Origin of the sequence: Pseudoalteromonas sp. 78C3 (genome assembly GCF_002836695.1) — a bacterium.
In the GTDB taxonomy this organism is placed as follows: domain Bacteria; phylum Pseudomonadota; class Gammaproteobacteria; order Enterobacterales; family Alteromonadaceae; genus Pseudoalteromonas; species Pseudoalteromonas arctica.
In genome coordinates this window covers 1-16,441 of the sequence record NZ_PJAV01000070.1, presented here as the reverse complement: position 1 = coordinate 16,441, position 16,441 = coordinate 1, and the positions used below count along the sequence as shown (strand labels likewise).

At 40.0% G+C, this 16,441-nt stretch carries 17 protein-coding genes; 14 read left to right on the top strand and 3 right to left on the bottom strand.

Annotation, left to right across the window (positions count from 1 at the left end):
• Positions 1–16 precede the first annotated feature (16 nt).
• The 3 genes from flgN to flgA form a co-directional block, all read right to left on the bottom strand.
• Positions 17–448, bottom strand: a complete 432-nt coding sequence (flgN, locus tag CXF76_RS01005; protein WP_024589967.1) for a flagellar protein FlgN — start codon at positions 446–448, stop codon at positions 17–19.
• Entirely contained in the window at positions 441–761 is a 321-nt protein-coding gene (flgM, locus tag CXF76_RS01000; RefSeq protein WP_007581856.1) for a flagellar biosynthesis anti-sigma factor FlgM, read from the bottom strand. Before flgM ends, flgN begins: the two co-directional genes overlap by 8 nt.
• A gap of 76 nt (positions 762–837) precedes the next feature.
• Positions 838–1,545 (bottom strand): flagellar basal body P-ring formation chaperone FlgA, encoded by a 708-nt coding sequence (gene flgA / locus CXF76_RS00995; protein ID WP_024589966.1) that lies wholly within the window; start codon positions 1,543–1,545, stop codon positions 838–840.
• 140 nt (positions 1,546–1,685) lie between these two features.
• Between flgA and CXF76_RS00990 the strand changes: the two genes are divergently transcribed.
• The 14 genes from CXF76_RS00990 to CXF76_RS00925 all read left to right on the top strand — a co-directional run bounded on the left by CXF76_RS00990 (position 1,686) and on the right by CXF76_RS00925 (position 16,286).
• A complete protein-coding gene (locus CXF76_RS00990) occupies positions 1,686–2,618 on the top strand; it encodes a chemotaxis protein CheV (RefSeq protein WP_007581858.1) in 933 nt (310 codons plus the stop codon).
• Positions 2,619–2,638: 20 nt separating this feature from the next.
• Positions 2,639–3,469: a CheR family methyltransferase gene (locus CXF76_RS00985; protein WP_007581859.1), complete on the top strand. Its 831-nt coding sequence runs from the start codon at positions 2,639–2,641 to the stop codon at positions 3,467–3,469.
• A 145-nt stretch (positions 3,470–3,614) separates the two neighbouring features.
• A complete protein-coding gene (gene flgB / locus CXF76_RS00980; RefSeq protein ID WP_101162839.1) occupies positions 3,615–4,022 on the top strand; it encodes a flagellar basal body rod protein FlgB in 408 nt (135 codons plus the stop codon).
• Positions 4,023–4,027: 5 nt separating this feature from the next.
• Positions 4,028–4,459 (top strand): flagellar basal body rod protein FlgC, encoded by a 432-nt coding sequence (gene flgC, locus CXF76_RS00975; protein WP_007581860.1) that lies wholly within the window; start codon positions 4,028–4,030, stop codon positions 4,457–4,459.
• 13 nt (positions 4,460–4,472) lie between these two features.
• Positions 4,473–5,153, top strand: a complete 681-nt coding sequence (locus tag CXF76_RS00970; RefSeq protein ID WP_007581861.1) for a flagellar hook assembly protein FlgD — start codon at positions 4,473–4,475, stop codon at positions 5,151–5,153.
• Between the two features lie 59 nt (positions 5,154–5,212).
• Positions 5,213–6,583 (top strand): flagellar hook protein FlgE, encoded by a 1,371-nt coding sequence (gene flgE / locus CXF76_RS00965; RefSeq protein WP_024589965.1) that lies wholly within the window; start codon positions 5,213–5,215, stop codon positions 6,581–6,583.
• 157 nt (positions 6,584–6,740) lie between these two features.
• Complete coding sequence (locus tag CXF76_RS00960) at positions 6,741–7,484, top strand: flagellar basal body rod protein FlgF (RefSeq protein ID WP_024589964.1); 744 nt, start codon at positions 6,741–6,743, stop codon at positions 7,482–7,484.
• Positions 7,485–7,505: 21 nt separating this feature from the next.
• Positions 7,506–8,294, top strand: coding sequence for a flagellar basal-body rod protein FlgG (flgG, locus tag CXF76_RS00955; RefSeq protein ID WP_002959420.1), 789 nt, complete (start codon positions 7,506–7,508; stop codon positions 8,292–8,294).
• 16 nt (positions 8,295–8,310) lie between these two features.
• Positions 8,311–8,994, top strand: coding sequence for a flagellar basal body L-ring protein FlgH (gene flgH / locus CXF76_RS00950; protein WP_010553251.1), 684 nt, complete (start codon positions 8,311–8,313; stop codon positions 8,992–8,994).
• A gap of 11 nt (positions 8,995–9,005) precedes the next feature.
• Positions 9,006–10,100 carry a flagellar basal body P-ring protein FlgI gene (locus tag CXF76_RS00945; protein WP_024589963.1) on the top strand — a complete coding sequence of 365 codons (1,095 nt, stop codon included), beginning with the start codon at positions 9,006–9,008 and terminating at the stop codon, positions 10,098–10,100.
• Positions 10,101–10,270: 170 nt separating this feature from the next.
• Entirely contained in the window at positions 10,271–11,287 is a 1,017-nt protein-coding gene (flgJ, locus tag CXF76_RS00940) for a flagellar assembly peptidoglycan hydrolase FlgJ (protein ID WP_024589962.1), read from the top strand.
• Between the two features lies 1 nt (position 11,288).
• Positions 11,289–13,292, top strand: coding sequence for a flagellar hook-associated protein FlgK (gene flgK, locus CXF76_RS00935; RefSeq protein WP_101162837.1), 2,004 nt, complete (start codon positions 11,289–11,291; stop codon positions 13,290–13,292).
• A gap of 2 nt (positions 13,293–13,294) precedes the next feature.
• The gene (gene flgL, locus CXF76_RS00930) at positions 13,295–14,548 is read left to right on the top strand and encodes a flagellar hook-associated protein FlgL (RefSeq protein ID WP_101162835.1); all 1,254 of its coding nucleotides are present in this window, start codon (positions 13,295–13,297) and stop codon (positions 14,546–14,548) included.
• 250 nt (positions 14,549–14,798) lie between these two features.
• Positions 14,799–16,286 carry a flagellin gene (locus CXF76_RS00925; RefSeq protein ID WP_101162834.1) on the top strand — a complete coding sequence of 496 codons (1,488 nt, stop codon included), beginning with the start codon at positions 14,799–14,801 and terminating at the stop codon, positions 16,284–16,286.
• The last annotated feature ends 155 nt before the right edge of the window (positions 16,287–16,441 follow it).

Sequence of the window (16,441 nt, the reverse complement as noted above, 5' to 3'; positions counted from 1 at the left end):
ATGTAAAATTTTGGGCTTACGCTTTTAAATTACGAACCAGTTTACTCTCGGTATTTACAGACTTACCGGCTTGGTCGTAGGTCATTGACGTTGGTGCGCCAATTAATATCTCTTTTAATTGTTTAACACTAAGTTGCGCTTGACGGGCAGCATGAGCATTAACATTATTTTGTTTTTGGCATTGCGCAAGTTGAGTTTTAACTTGGCTTATTAGCTCAGATATTTCAGGATTTTGTGTATCGTTACTGGCAATTAGCTTACTTAGCTCTTTATCTAGAGTGCTTAGCTTAGTTAAAAAAGACATTTTTTGTTGGGTAATTTCTTTTAAACCAGCACCACGTCGTGAAGCAATAGCAGTAAGCTCGTCGTTTAATAGCGTATGCAAAGAATCTAAACAACTTACTTGTTGGTTTAGTTTTACGCTAATTAAACTATTATGATCAGCCATACACGTTAAACTCAAAATCAGCTAAGTTTTTAGCAAGCTTTTCACTGTCCACTTGATATTTACCTTCGGTTATTGCTTTTTTAAGCTCAGCAACTTTATCGCTATCAAAGCCAGACGATTGCTGTGCTTTATCTTGAAGCGTTTTTAATTGCTGCGCTTGCGGCGTCAAGCTTACAGAGTCACTTGCTGCTTTAGGCGAAGGTGTCTGCGTCGCTTGTGTATTTGCGTTATCTTTTTTTAAATCAACTTGTTGTTGCTTTGCATTTGTTAACGCATTAGCTTGTTGATTACTGCCATTAACTTGATTAACCATAATAATAAACCCGTATATTACCCAACTTATGCCATGTTATCGGCATATACGCAGGATACTTTAGTATAAATCTAAATTAAATATTCACCTGAACAGACTCTACACCATCTACTCTCGCATTTAAAACTTTACCTGACTTTTTGTTTTTTATTTGTATCTGTTCGCCCAAAGTACCGTCTTCTAAAGCAATACCTGTGGTTTTAATTCTAAGGCCTCTAAGGTTAGCGTAAATATTAACAGAGTCACCTTTACACACCATACAAATTTGGTTTAGTAATACTGGCATACCACTTCTAATATTTCGTTTACTTCTGCTGCCTATTAGCATTGTGGGGTCATCTAAGTACTGTATTCGTACAAAGTGAGTTGGTTTCATTTCAATACTTAAATGCGATTTAGTTATTACTTCACCGCGGGTTAAATTAGCAGTAGCAACAACAACTGGAGCCATTTCAACAACTCTTACATGAACATATTGAGCCCACGTTTGCGCATCATTGCACTTGGCTTGTAGGGTTACTTGGCGGTTAAATGGTGGCTCATCGGATGTTGATAATTCAAGCTCAGTATTACAGACACGATCAGGAATGCGACTATCTAAAGGCAGTGCACTTAATTGAATATTAGTATTTTGCAATGTACCAATCTGCTTAGCTATATAAGCAACGGCCATGTCCTGTAATAAATCTTTACTAAACACTTTAGCTTGCAAAGGGAATACAAAGCACAAGCTAGTAACAAAATAAAAAACACTGTATCTTCTGATTTTTTTTAACAAACTCATAATGTTTCGACTATGCTTATGGTTTCAAACAGGGTATAAATATTTTGCGTCAAAAAGTAGACGCACCCGCGATGTTATGTAGCTTTATAAATAGAAAGCAATTATCGTTCCGTATTATTTGTTTTCTTTAGGAGATTTGAATGGCAGGCATTTTAGACTCAGTAAACCAACGCACACAGTTGGTTGGGCAGAACCGCCTAGAATTACTTTTATTTAAGCTCAGAGGGCGTCAGCGTTTTGGTATTAATGTATTTAAAGTGAGAGAAGTGCTGCAATGCCCTCCACTAACAAGCATGCCAAAATCTAATCCGTATATTCGTGGTGTTGCACATATTCGTGGTCAAACTATTTCAGTAATTGATTTATCAATGGCTGTAGGTGGGCGCCCAATCGACAACATTAAAGACAGCTTCATAATTATTGCTGAATACAATCGCTCTGTGCAAGGGTTTTTAGTGGGCGGAGTTGAACGTATTGTAAATATGAATTGGGAAAAAATAATGCCACCGCCATCAGGTGCCGGACGTTATTCATATTTAACAGCAGTGACCGAAATCGAAAATGAATTAGTCGAAATTCTCGATGTAGAAAAAATTCTCAACGAAATTTGCCCAGTAAACACAGAAGTAAGTGCTGAAGTTGCACAAAGTGGCGATATTCAAAAAGATTTAGGCGAACGTATCGTATTTATTGCAGACGACTCTGCTGTTGCGCGTAATCAAGTTAAACGTGCCCTAGAGCCTTTAGGTGTGCAAACAGAGCTTGCCAAAAATGGTAAAGAAGCACTTATAAGATTAAAAGAAATAGCAGAGCTTGATTGTAAAAACGATATTACTGAGCGAGTAGCGTTACTTATCTCAGACGTTGAAATGCCAGAAATGGACGGCTATACCTTAACAGCTGAAATAAAAGCAGATCCCAAACTTGCACCTTTGCATGTTATTTTGCATACCTCTCTGAGTGGTGTTTTTAACCAGGCTATGATTGAAAAAGTCGGGGCAGATGACTTTATTGCTAAATTTAACCCAGACGAATTAGCAACAGCGGTTAAAAAGTGGGTTCATTGTGATTAACAAAAATAGGTGCTACTAACTTGAATAATAAAGATTTGCAGCAAAGTGAATACGACCAGTTTCGTTCGTTTTTAGAGCAGCAATGCGGCATTGTTTTAGGTGAAAACAAACAGTATTTAGTTAAAAGCCGACTTGCTCCGTTAATGACTCGATTTAATGTGGGATCTTTATCGGAGTTGGTTAGTAAAACTCTCGGGCCTCACGAGCGGCAATTAAGAGCCGCAGTGGTTGATGCAATGACCACAAACGAAACGTTGTGGTTTAGAGATCAATACCCGTTTGAGTTGCTCCAAAACAAGCTCTTCCCTGAGTTTAAAGACTTAAGAAGGCCTTTAAAAATTTGGTCTGCTGCCAGCTCATCAGGACAAGAACCCTATTCAATAGCTATGTCAGTAGCTGAATTTAATACTAAGCAACCTGGTGTGCTTCGTATGGGTGCACAAATTATTGGTACCGACATATCTAATACCATGCTTGATATGTGTAAAAATGCAGAATATGACGCGCTTGCACTTGCCAGAGGGTTATCTGCAGAGCGTCGTAAAAAGTTTTTTAAAGACAGCGGCAATGGTATGGCACAAGTAAACGATACAATAAAAAAACAAGTTAGTTTTAGGCACCTGAATTTGCTTGATTCTTACGCGTTAATGGGCAAATTTGATATTATTTTTTGCCGTAATGTACTTATTTACTTTGCGCCTGAAATAAAAGCTAAAATTATTAATCAGTTTGCACAAGCATTAAACCCAAAAGGGTACTTATTTTTAGGAGCGTCAGAGTCCCTAACTGGCCTAAGTACTGAATTTGATATGGTTAGATGCAACCCCGGTATCATTTACCAAAAGAAATAATTAAGCTAATTCATTTCCCTAAAACGACGCACCAAGCGTCGTTTTTCTATTTAGATACATAGTCTTATAAAAATATAACACTTCCTAATATTAATGGCTTATTTTTTGCTTTATTCATGGGTAAGTCAATTTTTTGGAGAAGGTTATGGCTATCAGTTTTGATAAAGCATTAGGTGTGCATCCGCAAGCCATGTTGATCCGTTCACAGCGAGCTGAATTAATTGCAACTAATATAGCTAACGCTGATACGCCTGGCTATAAAGCAAAAGATATTGATTTTGCCTCTGCATTAAAAGCGGCAAGGTCAACCCAGCAAAGCGGCAATACTATGGTAAGAACTAATGATAAACACATTGGTGGAGGTACTGATAGTATGGGAAGTTCAGAATCATTTCGTTTGCCAAATCAATCAGATACAGGTGATGGTAACTCGGTTGATATACAAGTGGAACGAAACTTGTATACACAGAATGCTATGGAGTATCAGGCCAGCTTGCAATTTTTAAGCGGCAAATTTAAAGGCCTGAATAAAGCTCTCGGTAGTCAAGGATAAAAATTATGAGTTTATATAATGTTTTCGATATTGCAGGTTCGGGTATGAGCGCACAAAACGTTCGCTTAAATACTACAGCTAGTAATATTTCTAATGCTAATACCATTAGTTCATCTCAAGACAAAACGTACCGAGCGCGCCAACCTGTATTTGCGGCTGAACTAACAAAGGCTTCAGCATCAGTAAGTAACCAACAGGGCTCCGCAGTTGGTGTGAAAGTTTTGGGCATTGTTGAAAGTAATGCACCATTACAAATTGAATATAACCCAAACCATCCAAGTGCGGATGAAAATGGCTATATCTATAAACCCAACGTCAATGTTGTAGAGGAGATGGCAAATATGATTTCTGCCTCTCGTTCTTACCAAACAAACGTGCAAGTTGCTGATGCAGCAAAGCAAATGCTAAGTAAAACACTGTTGCTAGGGCAGCGGTAACCGAGGGTAGGTTATGAGTAACGATATTAGTACATCTTCATCCTATTTAGACTCTATACGCTGGCAAGAATCGCAAGTAGCGACCAGTGATAATGAGAGTGATGCGTTAACACAAGAAGACTTTTTCTCTTTGTTAACTCAGCAATTATCGTTTCAAGATCCCAGTAACCCTGCGGATAACGATCAAATGATTGCTCAAATGACTAGTTTCACAATGGCGCAAGGCATCAGCGATTTAAATTCAAATTTTGATAGCTTAGCGTCTTCTATGACATCAAATTCAGCATTGCAAGCATCAACACTTGTTGGCAAGCAAGCTTTACTTGAGTCAAACACCCTGGATTTAAATGAAACGGGTGATGCCAGAGGCTCTGCAGTGGCAGAAGAAGCCGTTGATAACTTAAAAATTAAAGTGACAGATGCATCAGGTCAGCTAGTAAGAACTATTGATATGGGTTCTCAATCAGCAGGTGCAGTACGTTTTGCGTGGGATGGCAAAAATGAAGCCGGTGAGCGTTTACCTGAAGGTGAATACTCAGTAACCGCCGAAGGAAGTACTGACGGCGAATTTTCAAGCTTGCCCATTGCTACATTCAAGAACATTGAAAGCGTTAATATTAATGGCTCAAGTGGCATTATTATTAACACTAAAGAAGGTGCGGTTAGGCTGACAGATGTAGCAGAAATCGCGTAATGAATTTTAGTATTTTTCGCCTGCTAGCAGGCCACAGACTAACAGGTTAGAGGTGAATTATGAGCTTCAATATTGCATTAACCGGCCTTGCTGCCGCGCAAAAAGATTTAGACGTAACGGCAAATAATATTGCAAACGTTAATACCACAGGTTTTAAAGAGTCACGCGCTGAGTTTGCCGATGTTTACGCTTCATCAGTATTTAGCTCTGGTAAGACTAAAAATGGTGACGGTGTGCAAACAACCATGGTTGCGCAGCAGTTTCATCAAGGCTCACTACAATTTACAAATAACTCACTTGATTTAGCAATCACTGGTGAAGGTTATTTTGCGATGACCGACGATTTATCTTCGCAAGATTTAACATATACACGTGCAGGTGCATTTAAGCTTAACCAAGATAACTTTATGGTTGACGCAAAAGGTAACTTTTTACAAGCATTCCCAGTTGATTCATCTACAGGTGATACAACGTCGGTAAGTTTGAGCACAACTGATCCAATTCAAATCCCTGATTCGTCTGGTTCACCTCGCGCAACAGAAAATGTATTTTTGTCGTTTAACTTAGATGCAACGGCGGATCCAACAGGTCTAGATTTTGACCCTGCTTCTAGTGGTACTTATAACTCATCTACGTCAACAACGGTATATGATTCACTAGGTGAACCACATATTTTACAATACTTTTTTGCTAAAGAAGATGATGCCGCAGCAGGTGGTACAGATAACAGTTGGGAAGTATACGCAACACTCGATGGCAAAGTAGTTGATGGCACAACTGGTGGAGAACAAACAACGACACCTTATACACCACTAACTACCCTAGGTTTTAACTCAAGTGGTTTACCATCAACAACAGGTGGTGTGGCAAATACAAATACAACCACTTTTGATGAAATACTACTGCCAGCGGGTTCTGGTGCTGGTTTATCAACATTACTAGACAATGGTGCAACTTTCCCAGGTACTGGTATTGAGCTTAACTGGCGCGACGAAAATAACACGGCAGGACGTATCCCAACTCAGTATTCAAGTGGTTTTGAAGTAAAAGCACTCGATCAAGATGGTTCAACGGTAGGCCGTTTAGCCGGAATTGATATAGGCACAGACGGTAAAATTGTCGCTTCTTACAGTAATGGTGACTCAACATTTTTAGGCCAAGTGGCTATGGTACGTTTTCCAAATTCACAAGGGTTATCACAAGTGGGTGATACAAGCTGGAAGCAAAGTATTGATTCAGGTGAACCTGTAGCGGGTGAAGCTGGTTCGGGTACATTTGGTGGAATTAACTCATCAGCGCTTGAGCAATCAAATACAAACCTTACTAATGAACTAGTAGACTTAATTACTGCACAGCGTAATTACCAAGCAAACTCACGTGCGCTTGAAGTTAACTCAACTATTCAGCAAAGTATTTTGCAGATTCGATAAGCTAAACCCCATTAAATATATTAGGCTGCATTTTTGCAGCCTTTTTTATAAGTCCTCTTTGCAAGCCCTTCTAAATACCTCTCAATGTTGCGTCAAATTTAATCTGGCATCTATTTTGCATTTGTAAGTTCAGAGATTTTTTATGTGAGTCGATACTATGGACAAAATGGTCTACATTGCGGCCTCTGGCGCTAAGCAAAGCCTACAAGGGCTTGCTTTAAAAGCCAATAATTTGGCAAATGCAAATACAACGGGTTTTAAAGCTGACTTTGCGCAAGCACGTTCTATGCAAGCGTTTGGCGAAGGTTTGCCTACACGTGTATTTTCAATGCAAGAGCGTCCGGGTTCAAACATGGTATCGGGGGGCATTGTTCAAACCGGGCGAGACTTAGATATCGCGATGAGCGATAACGCATGGCTTGCAGTGCAAGATGCCTCCGGTAATGAAGCTTATACAAAAGTGGGTACGTTAAACATTACTGCTCAAGGCATGCTCGTAACCAGCCACGGTCGTCAAGTTATTGGCGAAGGGGGACCTGTTATTTTACCCGTTCCAGTCGAAAAAATAGGGTTTAGCCAAGATGGCGCTATTCAAGTTCGACCGCAAGGCGCTCCCGCTAACTTTTTAGAAGAAATAGACACGCTTAGAGTGGTAGAAGCAAATAGCTCACAGCTCGAAAAAGGTAACGATGGTTTATTTAGACCAAAAGCAAATGTAACAGTAGATACCTCTGCCAATGTAAAAGTTTTAAGTGGTTCGCTTGAAATGTCAAATGTGAACCCTGTTCACGAAATGGTCGACATGATAAGCCACCAGCGCCAATTTGAATTACAAGTGAAATTAATGAAAACAGCTGAAGAAATTGACGAGCGTCAAGATCAGTTATTACGCATAGTTTAACTTTAAAATGAGGACACGATTATGAATCCAGCATTGTGGATCAGTAAAACTGGGCTAGACGCTCAACAAACCGATATATCGGTTATCTCAAATAACTTAGCGAATGCGAGTACTGTAGGTTACAAAAAAAGCCGCGCTATATTTGAAGATTTACTTTATCAAAATATTAATCAACCAGGTGGTCGTTCATCGCAAGATACCGAAATGCCATCGGGCCTAATGCTAGGTGCGGGTGCTAAAGTTGTAGCTAACCAAAAAGAGTTTACGCAAGGCAACATGTTGACCACCGAAAACTCACTAGATTGGATGATTTCTGGTGAAGGTTTTTTTGAAGTACTGCAACCAGATGGCAATATTGCTTACTCGCGCAACGGTCAGTTTACTACTGATGGCGATGGCCGAATTGTAACATCGGGCGCTGGTTATGTTATTCAGCCAGAAATGAATGTACCTGATGATGCGCAATCAATTACGGTTTCGCAAGACGGCGAAGTATCTGTGCGTGTTGCAGGTCAAGCCGATAACGTGGTCATTGGTCAGCTGACTATTAGTGACTTTATTAATCCGTCGGGTCTTGAGCCAATCGGTCAAAATCTTTATACCGAAACCGCTGTAAGTGGTGCGCCGGTACAAGGTAACCCGGGTGTTGAAGGGTTAGGTAGCATTATTCAAGGCTCACTCGAAACTTCAAACGTAAATGTAACTGAAGAGCTAGTAAATCTAATAGAAACTCAGCGTATTTACGAAATGAACTCAAAAGTAATTTCGGCCGTTGACGAAATGATGAGTTATATCAATCAACAGCTTTAATAGAGTAGGGGGAATTATGCGTAATATTATTTTATTTACAGCGGGCACATTATTTTTAAGTGGCTGTATGTCTACGCAAAATAGTGAAGTAGTGCAGGACGACCCTTACTACGCACCTATGTACCCCGAGCCTATTTTAGAGCCGCTGGTAGCCACAGGTTCATTGTTTAATACTCATACATCAAACGACTTATATTCTGATAAAAAAGCGCTACGTACTGGCGATATAATTACGGTTAAATTGCAAGAGTCTACTCAAGCAACAAAAGCCGCTAAAACAGAAACAGACAAAGAAACCGACGCAAGCTTAGACCCCGTTATTGGATTAGGTGGTCTACCTGTAAATATAGGTGGCGATAGTATTCAGTTTGGTATTGGTAGTGATTCGTCGTTTACAGGCGATTCAAAATCAAACCAATCAAACAGCTTAGTGGGCGATATTTCGGTTAATGTAATGCGCGTTTTACCTAACGGTAATTTAGTTATACGCGGCGAAAAATGGCTAACGCTTAATACCGGCGAAGAGTTTATTCGTTTAGAAGGGCTAGTACGCCCTCAAGACGTAAGCGCCGATAATACGGTTGAATCAAATCGTATTGCTAATGCACGTATTCAATACTCAGGTAAAGGGCAAACGCAAGAAGCGCAAAGTCCTGGTTGGCTTACACGTTTCTTTAGCAGTTCGCTGTTTCCATTTTAGAGGGTAACAACATGAATAGCCTTAAAGCTTTATGTTTAGTTGTGTTATTAGGTTGGCAGTTTACTGCCAGTGCTGAGCGCATAAAAGATGTGTCTATGGTTGAAGGCGTACGCTCTAACCAATTAGTTGGTTATGGCTTAGTGGTTGGCTTGCCGGGCACTGGCGAGCAAAACTCATATACACAACAAAGTTTTAGAGGCATGTTGAACAGCTTTGGTATTACGCTACCTTCAACTCAAAGTCCTAAAATTAAAAATGTTGCCGCTGTTGCTGTGCATGCAGAATTACCCGCATTTAGAAAGCCCGGGCAAACAATAGATATTACGGTTTCTTCCATTGGTAGTGCAGGCAGTTTACGTGGTGGCACTTTATTACAAACTTTTTTAAAGGGTGTAGACGGTAACGTGTATGCAATTGCACAAGGTAGTTTAATTGTGGGAGGCCTAGGCGTAGAGGGCCTTGATGGAAGTAGAGTCGTAATTAATACTCCTACAGTTGGACGAATTCCCAATGGCGCAACAGTTGAACGCACCGTAGAAAGCCCGTTTATGCAAGGCGATTACATTACCTTCAACTTAAACCGCCCAGACTTTACAACGGCAAAACGCCTAGAAAAAACAATTAATGACTTAGTCGGCCCAAATAGCGCACAAGCAATTGATTCTGTTTCTATTCGTGTCATAGCACCACGCGATGCATCCCAGCGTGTATCGTACTTATCAACACTCGAAAACTTAGAATTTAAGCCAGCTGACATGGCCGCTAAAATTATAGTTAACTCGCGTACAGGTACTATTGTTATTGGTAAAAATGTAACCCTACAGCCTGCTGCAGTGACCCATGGCGGTTTAACAGTCACCATTGCTGAGCAGCAAAATGTAGTGCAGCCAAATCCGCTAGCAAACGGTGATACAGTTGTCACGCAGCAAAGTATTATTGATGTAAACCAAGACGACTCGCGCGCTTTTGTATTTAACCCAGGGGTAAGTCTTGACGATTTAGTTCGCGCAATTAACGAAGTAGGCGCAGCGCCTGGTGACTTAATGGCTATTTTAGAAGCGCTAAAAGAAGCGGGCGCAATTAATGGTCAGTTGATCGTTATTTAAAAACTAAAGCAAGTAACGTGTCACTCAAAGCTCTATATCTATTAAACAAAGATCTAGAGCTCTTTTATTTACAGTAACTTAAAATTATTATTTTTATCTTCCTTGTTTTATCGGTAGTGGCTCAATTTTTGCATTTTTAACTACATTATTCATTTTGTGTCAAAAAGCCGATGGAAACTAATCACCTCGATAAACAAAACTTTTTTGATTTAGGCAACTTAGATTCACTTCGTAAAGAAGCCTTAACGAGTGGCGATGCATCAACTGATGCTTCCAAAGCTGCGCTCAAAAAAGCGGCCGCACAATTTGAAGCTATTTTTACGCAAATGTTGCTCAAAGGAATGCGCAAAGCTAACGAAGCATTTGAAGATAAAGACAGTCCATTTAATTCAAGTGGCGTAAAGTTTTTTGAAGAAATGCACGATCAGCAACTTTCTACAGAGCTTTCATCAAATGGCTCGTTAGGCCTTGCCGATTTAATTGTTCAGCAGTTATCGCCTGAGTCTAAAAACTTTATGCCAGGCTCTGTGCTTAGAACAACCAACGATATTTTTAGCGATACGCAAGTCGGTTCCGCTCTTCCTCATGAGCAAAAAAATAAGCAACCCGATCTTATCGTTAAGAGTACTAAAGCCGATATTGCTGAGCCTAAAGTCGATACTGCAGAGTCTAAAACCGATAGCCCAACATTTAAAAATGCAGAAGAGTTTGTAAGTTCAGTGTGGGAACACGCTAAAACTGCAGCGCAAAAAATTGGTTTAAACCCAGCGGTAATGGTTGCACAAGCGGCACTTGAAACCGGTTGGGGTAAACACATTATTAATAAAAGTGACGGTGGCAGCTCAAATAACTTATTTAATATTAAGTCGGATAAAAGCTGGGAAGGCGATAAAGCAAGCAAAGTAACGCTTGAGTTTGAGCAAGGCACACCCGTTAAAAAACAAGCCAGCTTTAGAGCCTACGATTCAATTAAAGATAGCGTGAACGACTTTGTTGATTTTTTAACGCAAAACCCACGCTACAAAGAAGCATTACAAAATACAGCAAAACCAAATGACTTTTTAGATTCATTACAAAAAGCAGGTTATGCAACCGATCCAAATTATGCCAGCAAAATAAAAAAAGTGCTCAATAGCAGTCAGCTAAAAGACATTGCGGCAAACGTGATCCGCCAAGGAGTAGAGTAACATGTCGTTTAATTTATTAAACATTGCCAGTTCTGGGGTTAGAGCAAGCTCGGAGCTATTGCAAACGACAAGTAAAAATATTGCCAATGTAAATACCGTAGGCTACGTACGTGAGCGTACTGAATTTACCACTATGGTTGATAACCAAGTAGGGCGAGGCGAAACATACCGATTACTAAACGAGTTTGCTCAGTCACAGCTAAATCGTGACACCTCTAATAAATCGTTTTTCGATCAGTTTATTACTGAGGCAAATAGAGTTGATACTATTTTTTCTGAAGAGTCGAACAACCTTTCGACCGGAATTAACTCTTTATTTAATAACGTGCAAGAAGCGCTAAATCAACCGTCATCTACCGTTGCCCGCTCATTAGTAATGACAGATGCGCAAAGCTTAATTGATCAAATGGATAGGCTTTCGGGCATCGTGCTTGATCAAAAAAGTGTAGTGAACGAGCAGCTCGAAATATTTTCAGATGAAGCAAACTCACTAATTCAAAGTATTAGCACGCTAAATCAAAATATTGCAGCAGTTAATGGCACTAATAACGCCGCAGATGCGAGCTCTACCTATAACGAACGCGATAAAGCAATACGCGACTTATCAGAGCTAATAGACATAGAAACGCTTGATGGTCCAAATGGCGAAAAACTCGTTTTTATGGGCACAGGCGAAGCGGTGGTTATGCAAAATGGTGCATTTAACTTATTTTCGATGACAGGCGACCCCGATCCTAATTTTAAAGAATTCACGCTTGACGTTAATGGTGGCAAAGCAGTGCCGCTTGAAGTTGATGTAAGTAAGCTTAAAGGCAAAATTGGCGGCTTACTTGCTTTTAGAGATGACATATTAGTCCCTGCGCAAAACCAAATTGGTCAAATGGGCTTAGCTATAGCCGATGCATTTAACGAACAAAACAAATTGGGTATGGATGCAACAGGTCAGCTAGGGGGTAATATTTTTAATATTCCTACCGTTGGCGCTTATGCGTATCAAGCTAACACGGGTACTGCCGGTATGACTGCAACGGTAGAGCCCGGTAAGGGCAGTGAACTCCCTGCCAGTGACTTTATTATTACCTATACAGGCAATGCTAATGAAGTAAGTATTCAGCCTATAGATAACAAAGGGGATCCGCTGGGACAGCCTTCACTTGCTGATATATCGACAGGCGTTATTGATTCATCGACTATTACAACCGGCGAATCATTTGGTCTTCAAGTAAATGTATCTGGGACAGGTGTTGAGGGTGATCAGTTTCAAATAAAGCTTAATTCAGATGCCGCTTCAAGTATTACACTTGCAACAGGGCGCGCAGAAGATTTAGCACTAGCATCGCCAATCCGTACTGCTAACGATTTAAATAATATAGGTACCGCTACTATTTCAGCGGGAGAAGTAACAAGTGTTACCTCCGGTGGATTTACTTCAACACCAAGCTTAACAAACGGTGAAATAACGCTTGTTAAAACAGGTAATGCTAACGAATATCAAATTACAGATAATAGCGGAACGAGCACTTTTACTATTACGCCTCCTGCAAAAGGAATGTTATCGCAAGCGGGTGCCCCATTCGATACTTACGGATTCGATTTTGATATAGAAGGTACACCAGAAACAGGCGACACCTTTACACTTGAGTTTAACGAAGGCGGCTTTGATGATAACCGTAATGGTTTAAAATTAGCTGATTTACAAAATGGTGAGTTAGTCCGTTTAAATGTAGAAACAACAGCAACGGCCGACAACCATAAAACGTTCAACCAAGCTTATTCAGGATTAGTGAGTGATATAGGTGTTATAACTGGCCAAGCAATCACAAGCGGTAGTGCGTTTAATGCATTAGCAGAGCAGTCTGAGGCATGGTACGAGTCGTTATCGGGTGTAAACCTTGATGAAGAGGCCGCAAATTTACTGCGTTTTCAACAATCATACTCAGCATCAGCACAAGTTTTAGCAGCAGCTCAAGAAATTTTTGACACCTTATTAAATGCGGCGAGGTAATTATGCGTTTATCAAATAATTTAATGTACCAAAACAACATAAATAAAATACTCGACAACCAACAAGGTGTTGCAAATGCTCAAGAGCGAGTAACAACAGGTGAAAAGTATTTAACCACCTCAGAAGCGCCAGCTGCTATTTCGCAAGCTATGCTGTATTCAAATAAAATACAAACTAATGAGCAATACACTAAAAATATCGATCAGCTAAATGGCCGCCTAGAAACTGAAGAAAGCGTATTACAAAGCATAAATAGTAATATTCAACAAGCGCAAGAACTCACTATTCAGGCTGGTAATGGTGCGTACACTAAAGACGATTTAAAATCGATTGCATCAGAACTTAGTGGCATTCAACAAACGTTAGCTAACTTAATGAACACCCGATCAGAAGACGGTAAATTTATATTTTCAGGATATCAAGACAGCACGCAGCCATATCAGTTTGATTCTGCAGCGGGTGAGTACACCTATAATGGCGACCAAGGCCAGCACCAAATAACTATAGCTGAAGGTGTATCAATTAAGGCGAGTGATAACGGCTTTGATACGTTTGAAAAAACTAACGCGCGATTAAATGTAGAATCTAACACGGCAAGTGTTTCAGGCTCCATTACAGCGGCAAGTGTATATGTTGACGGCCAAGCTGAGTTTGATAAGTTTCATCAAGCAAATTACAACGCAGACCCAACAGCTCCAGCAACTGCAAATACATATAGTGTATTAGTAAGCCCTGGTGCTACAGCAACAGACCCACAAACCTACGAAATATACCGAGACGGCGCAGCATTAACCCCCGCAGTAACAGGTGAAGTTACTGATGAGCCTATCGATTTTGCAGGTATGAAAATTGAATTTGAAGGCACAGCACCAGGTCAACTCGATTTTAGCCTTGAAAAACCAGGCAAAGAAAACGTACTTAATACCTTGCAATCGCTTATTACAGGTTTAAATGACGGCACACTTGAGGGTGATGACTTTCAGCAAGTACTTGCTGATGGCTTAGTGCAATTACAAAACGCGAGTGAGCAAGTGGTATTTACCCAAGCAAGTTTAGGCGGACGTATGAATGCACTTGAAAGAGTAAGTGATTCAAACTTAGCACTCGATATTCAAAATAAAAGTAATCGCTCTAACTTAGTTGAAGTTGATATGGCAGAAGCTATTAGCGAACTCACTAAACAAGAAACGGCACTGCAAGCATCGCAAGCTACTTTTGGCCGTTTAACTAACCTCTCGTTATTCGATTACTTATAAGCAGATTATAAGCAGAAATACCTTGCCGCTTTACCTACTTTAAAGCGGCAAAAAATTGTCACTCCTTTCTAAACAACTTCACTATTTATTTACAATTCAACAAATTATATATTTTCATTTAAAAACAATAGCTTAAAAATAAATTAAAGTTGGCACAGTAAATGCTTTTCTTATTACAAGAAATTATCGAACAGTGGTTCCTGTTAAATCGTGTTGAACCACACTCTGTTTAAACCTAGGAGATGGTAAAATGGCATTAACAGTAAATACTAATGTGTCGTCACTAAACGCACAACGTAACCTTAATAAATCAGGTGAAGGCTTAGCAACTTCGATGGAGCGTTTATCATCAGGTATGCGTATCAATAGCGCAAAAGATGATGCCGCAGGTCTACAAATTTCAAACAGATTAACATCGCAAATTAATGGCCTAGCCGTTGCTCAGCGAAATGCTAATGATGGTATTTCAATGGCGCAAACAGCTGAAGGTGCAATGAGTGAATCAACAAGTATTTTACAACGTATGCGTGAACTAGCACTTCAATCAGCAAACGGATCTAATTCACCAGAAGATCGTGAAGCGCTGCAAAAAGAAGTATCAGCTTTACAGGTTGAATTGACACGTATAGCCGATACCACCTCATTTGGTGGACAACAATTATTAGATGGCAGTTACGGTAGTAAAACATTTCAGGTTGGCGCTAACGCAAATGAAACAATAAATGTATCGCTTTCAAGTGTTGCAGCAGAAAAAATCGGTGCAAATCAAACTAACCTGCAATCTGCAACTACTGTAGATGGTTTTGGTCAAGTAAATGAGACAGGCACCGGTACGCTTGCCGCAAGTACAATAGCATATGGTAATTTAGCAATCTCTGGAAGAGAAGACTCTACTGTTGCGATTCCAGCTGGTGCTAGTGCTGAAGAAGCTGCTGATTTAATAAACCAAGTGACAGGTGCTACAGGTGTTTCAGCACAAGCCAGAACAGAAGCGCGTTTAGATATTACGGGCACACAAACGACAGCAGGTGAGTCTGTTAGTTTTGAGTTGAACGGCGAAAAAGTATCATTTGTAGCAACAGGAACTGCAACAGGTGATGAACAAGCAATGGCTGAAGCTATTAACAGTAGAACAGATGAGCATGGTGTTACAGCTACTATTGATAATGGTGTGCTGTCTGTTTCAGATAACAGTGGCGCAGATATTGAAATTGTTGGTTTTGCTGGCGGCACGGGTTCTACCTTAGGTATTATTCCCCAAGGCTATGATGGTTTTGCTGGTGATACAGTTACTATTGCAACAGGCGGAACTGACTCAGGCAGAATAGCTGGAGCTATCCAATTAAATTCATCAGATACCTTTAGCACAACAGGTAGTACTTCTGTGGATGAGGTTGCGACTAAAGTAACAAGTGCTTTAGAAAATGCAGCGGATATTGACATTACAAGCCAAAAAGGGTCGCAGGATGCATTATCAGTAATTGATAACGCAATAGCTAATATTGACTCTCAACGTGCAGGTTTAGGTGCGGTACAAAACCGCTTTAGTCATACTATTAGTAACCTTGCTAATATTGCTGAAAATGTATCTGCATCACGTAGTCGTATTCAAGATACCGATTTCGCGGTAGAGACAGCGCATATGACTAAAAATCAGATCTTACAACAGGCGGGCACGTCAATCTTATCGCAAGCAAACCAAGTGCCACAAGCCGCGATTAGTTTGCTAGGCGGTTAATTAAACTAACAGCAATTTATTTTGTTGTATTAGAAAAGCGCAATTTATTGCGTTTTTTTTGTTTTTTACTATTTGATTTTTTATTAAACCATTTTGAATCATGCGTTTAACTTACTTTTATACAATTTATTAAATAAAAGCTAAAGGTATTTCAC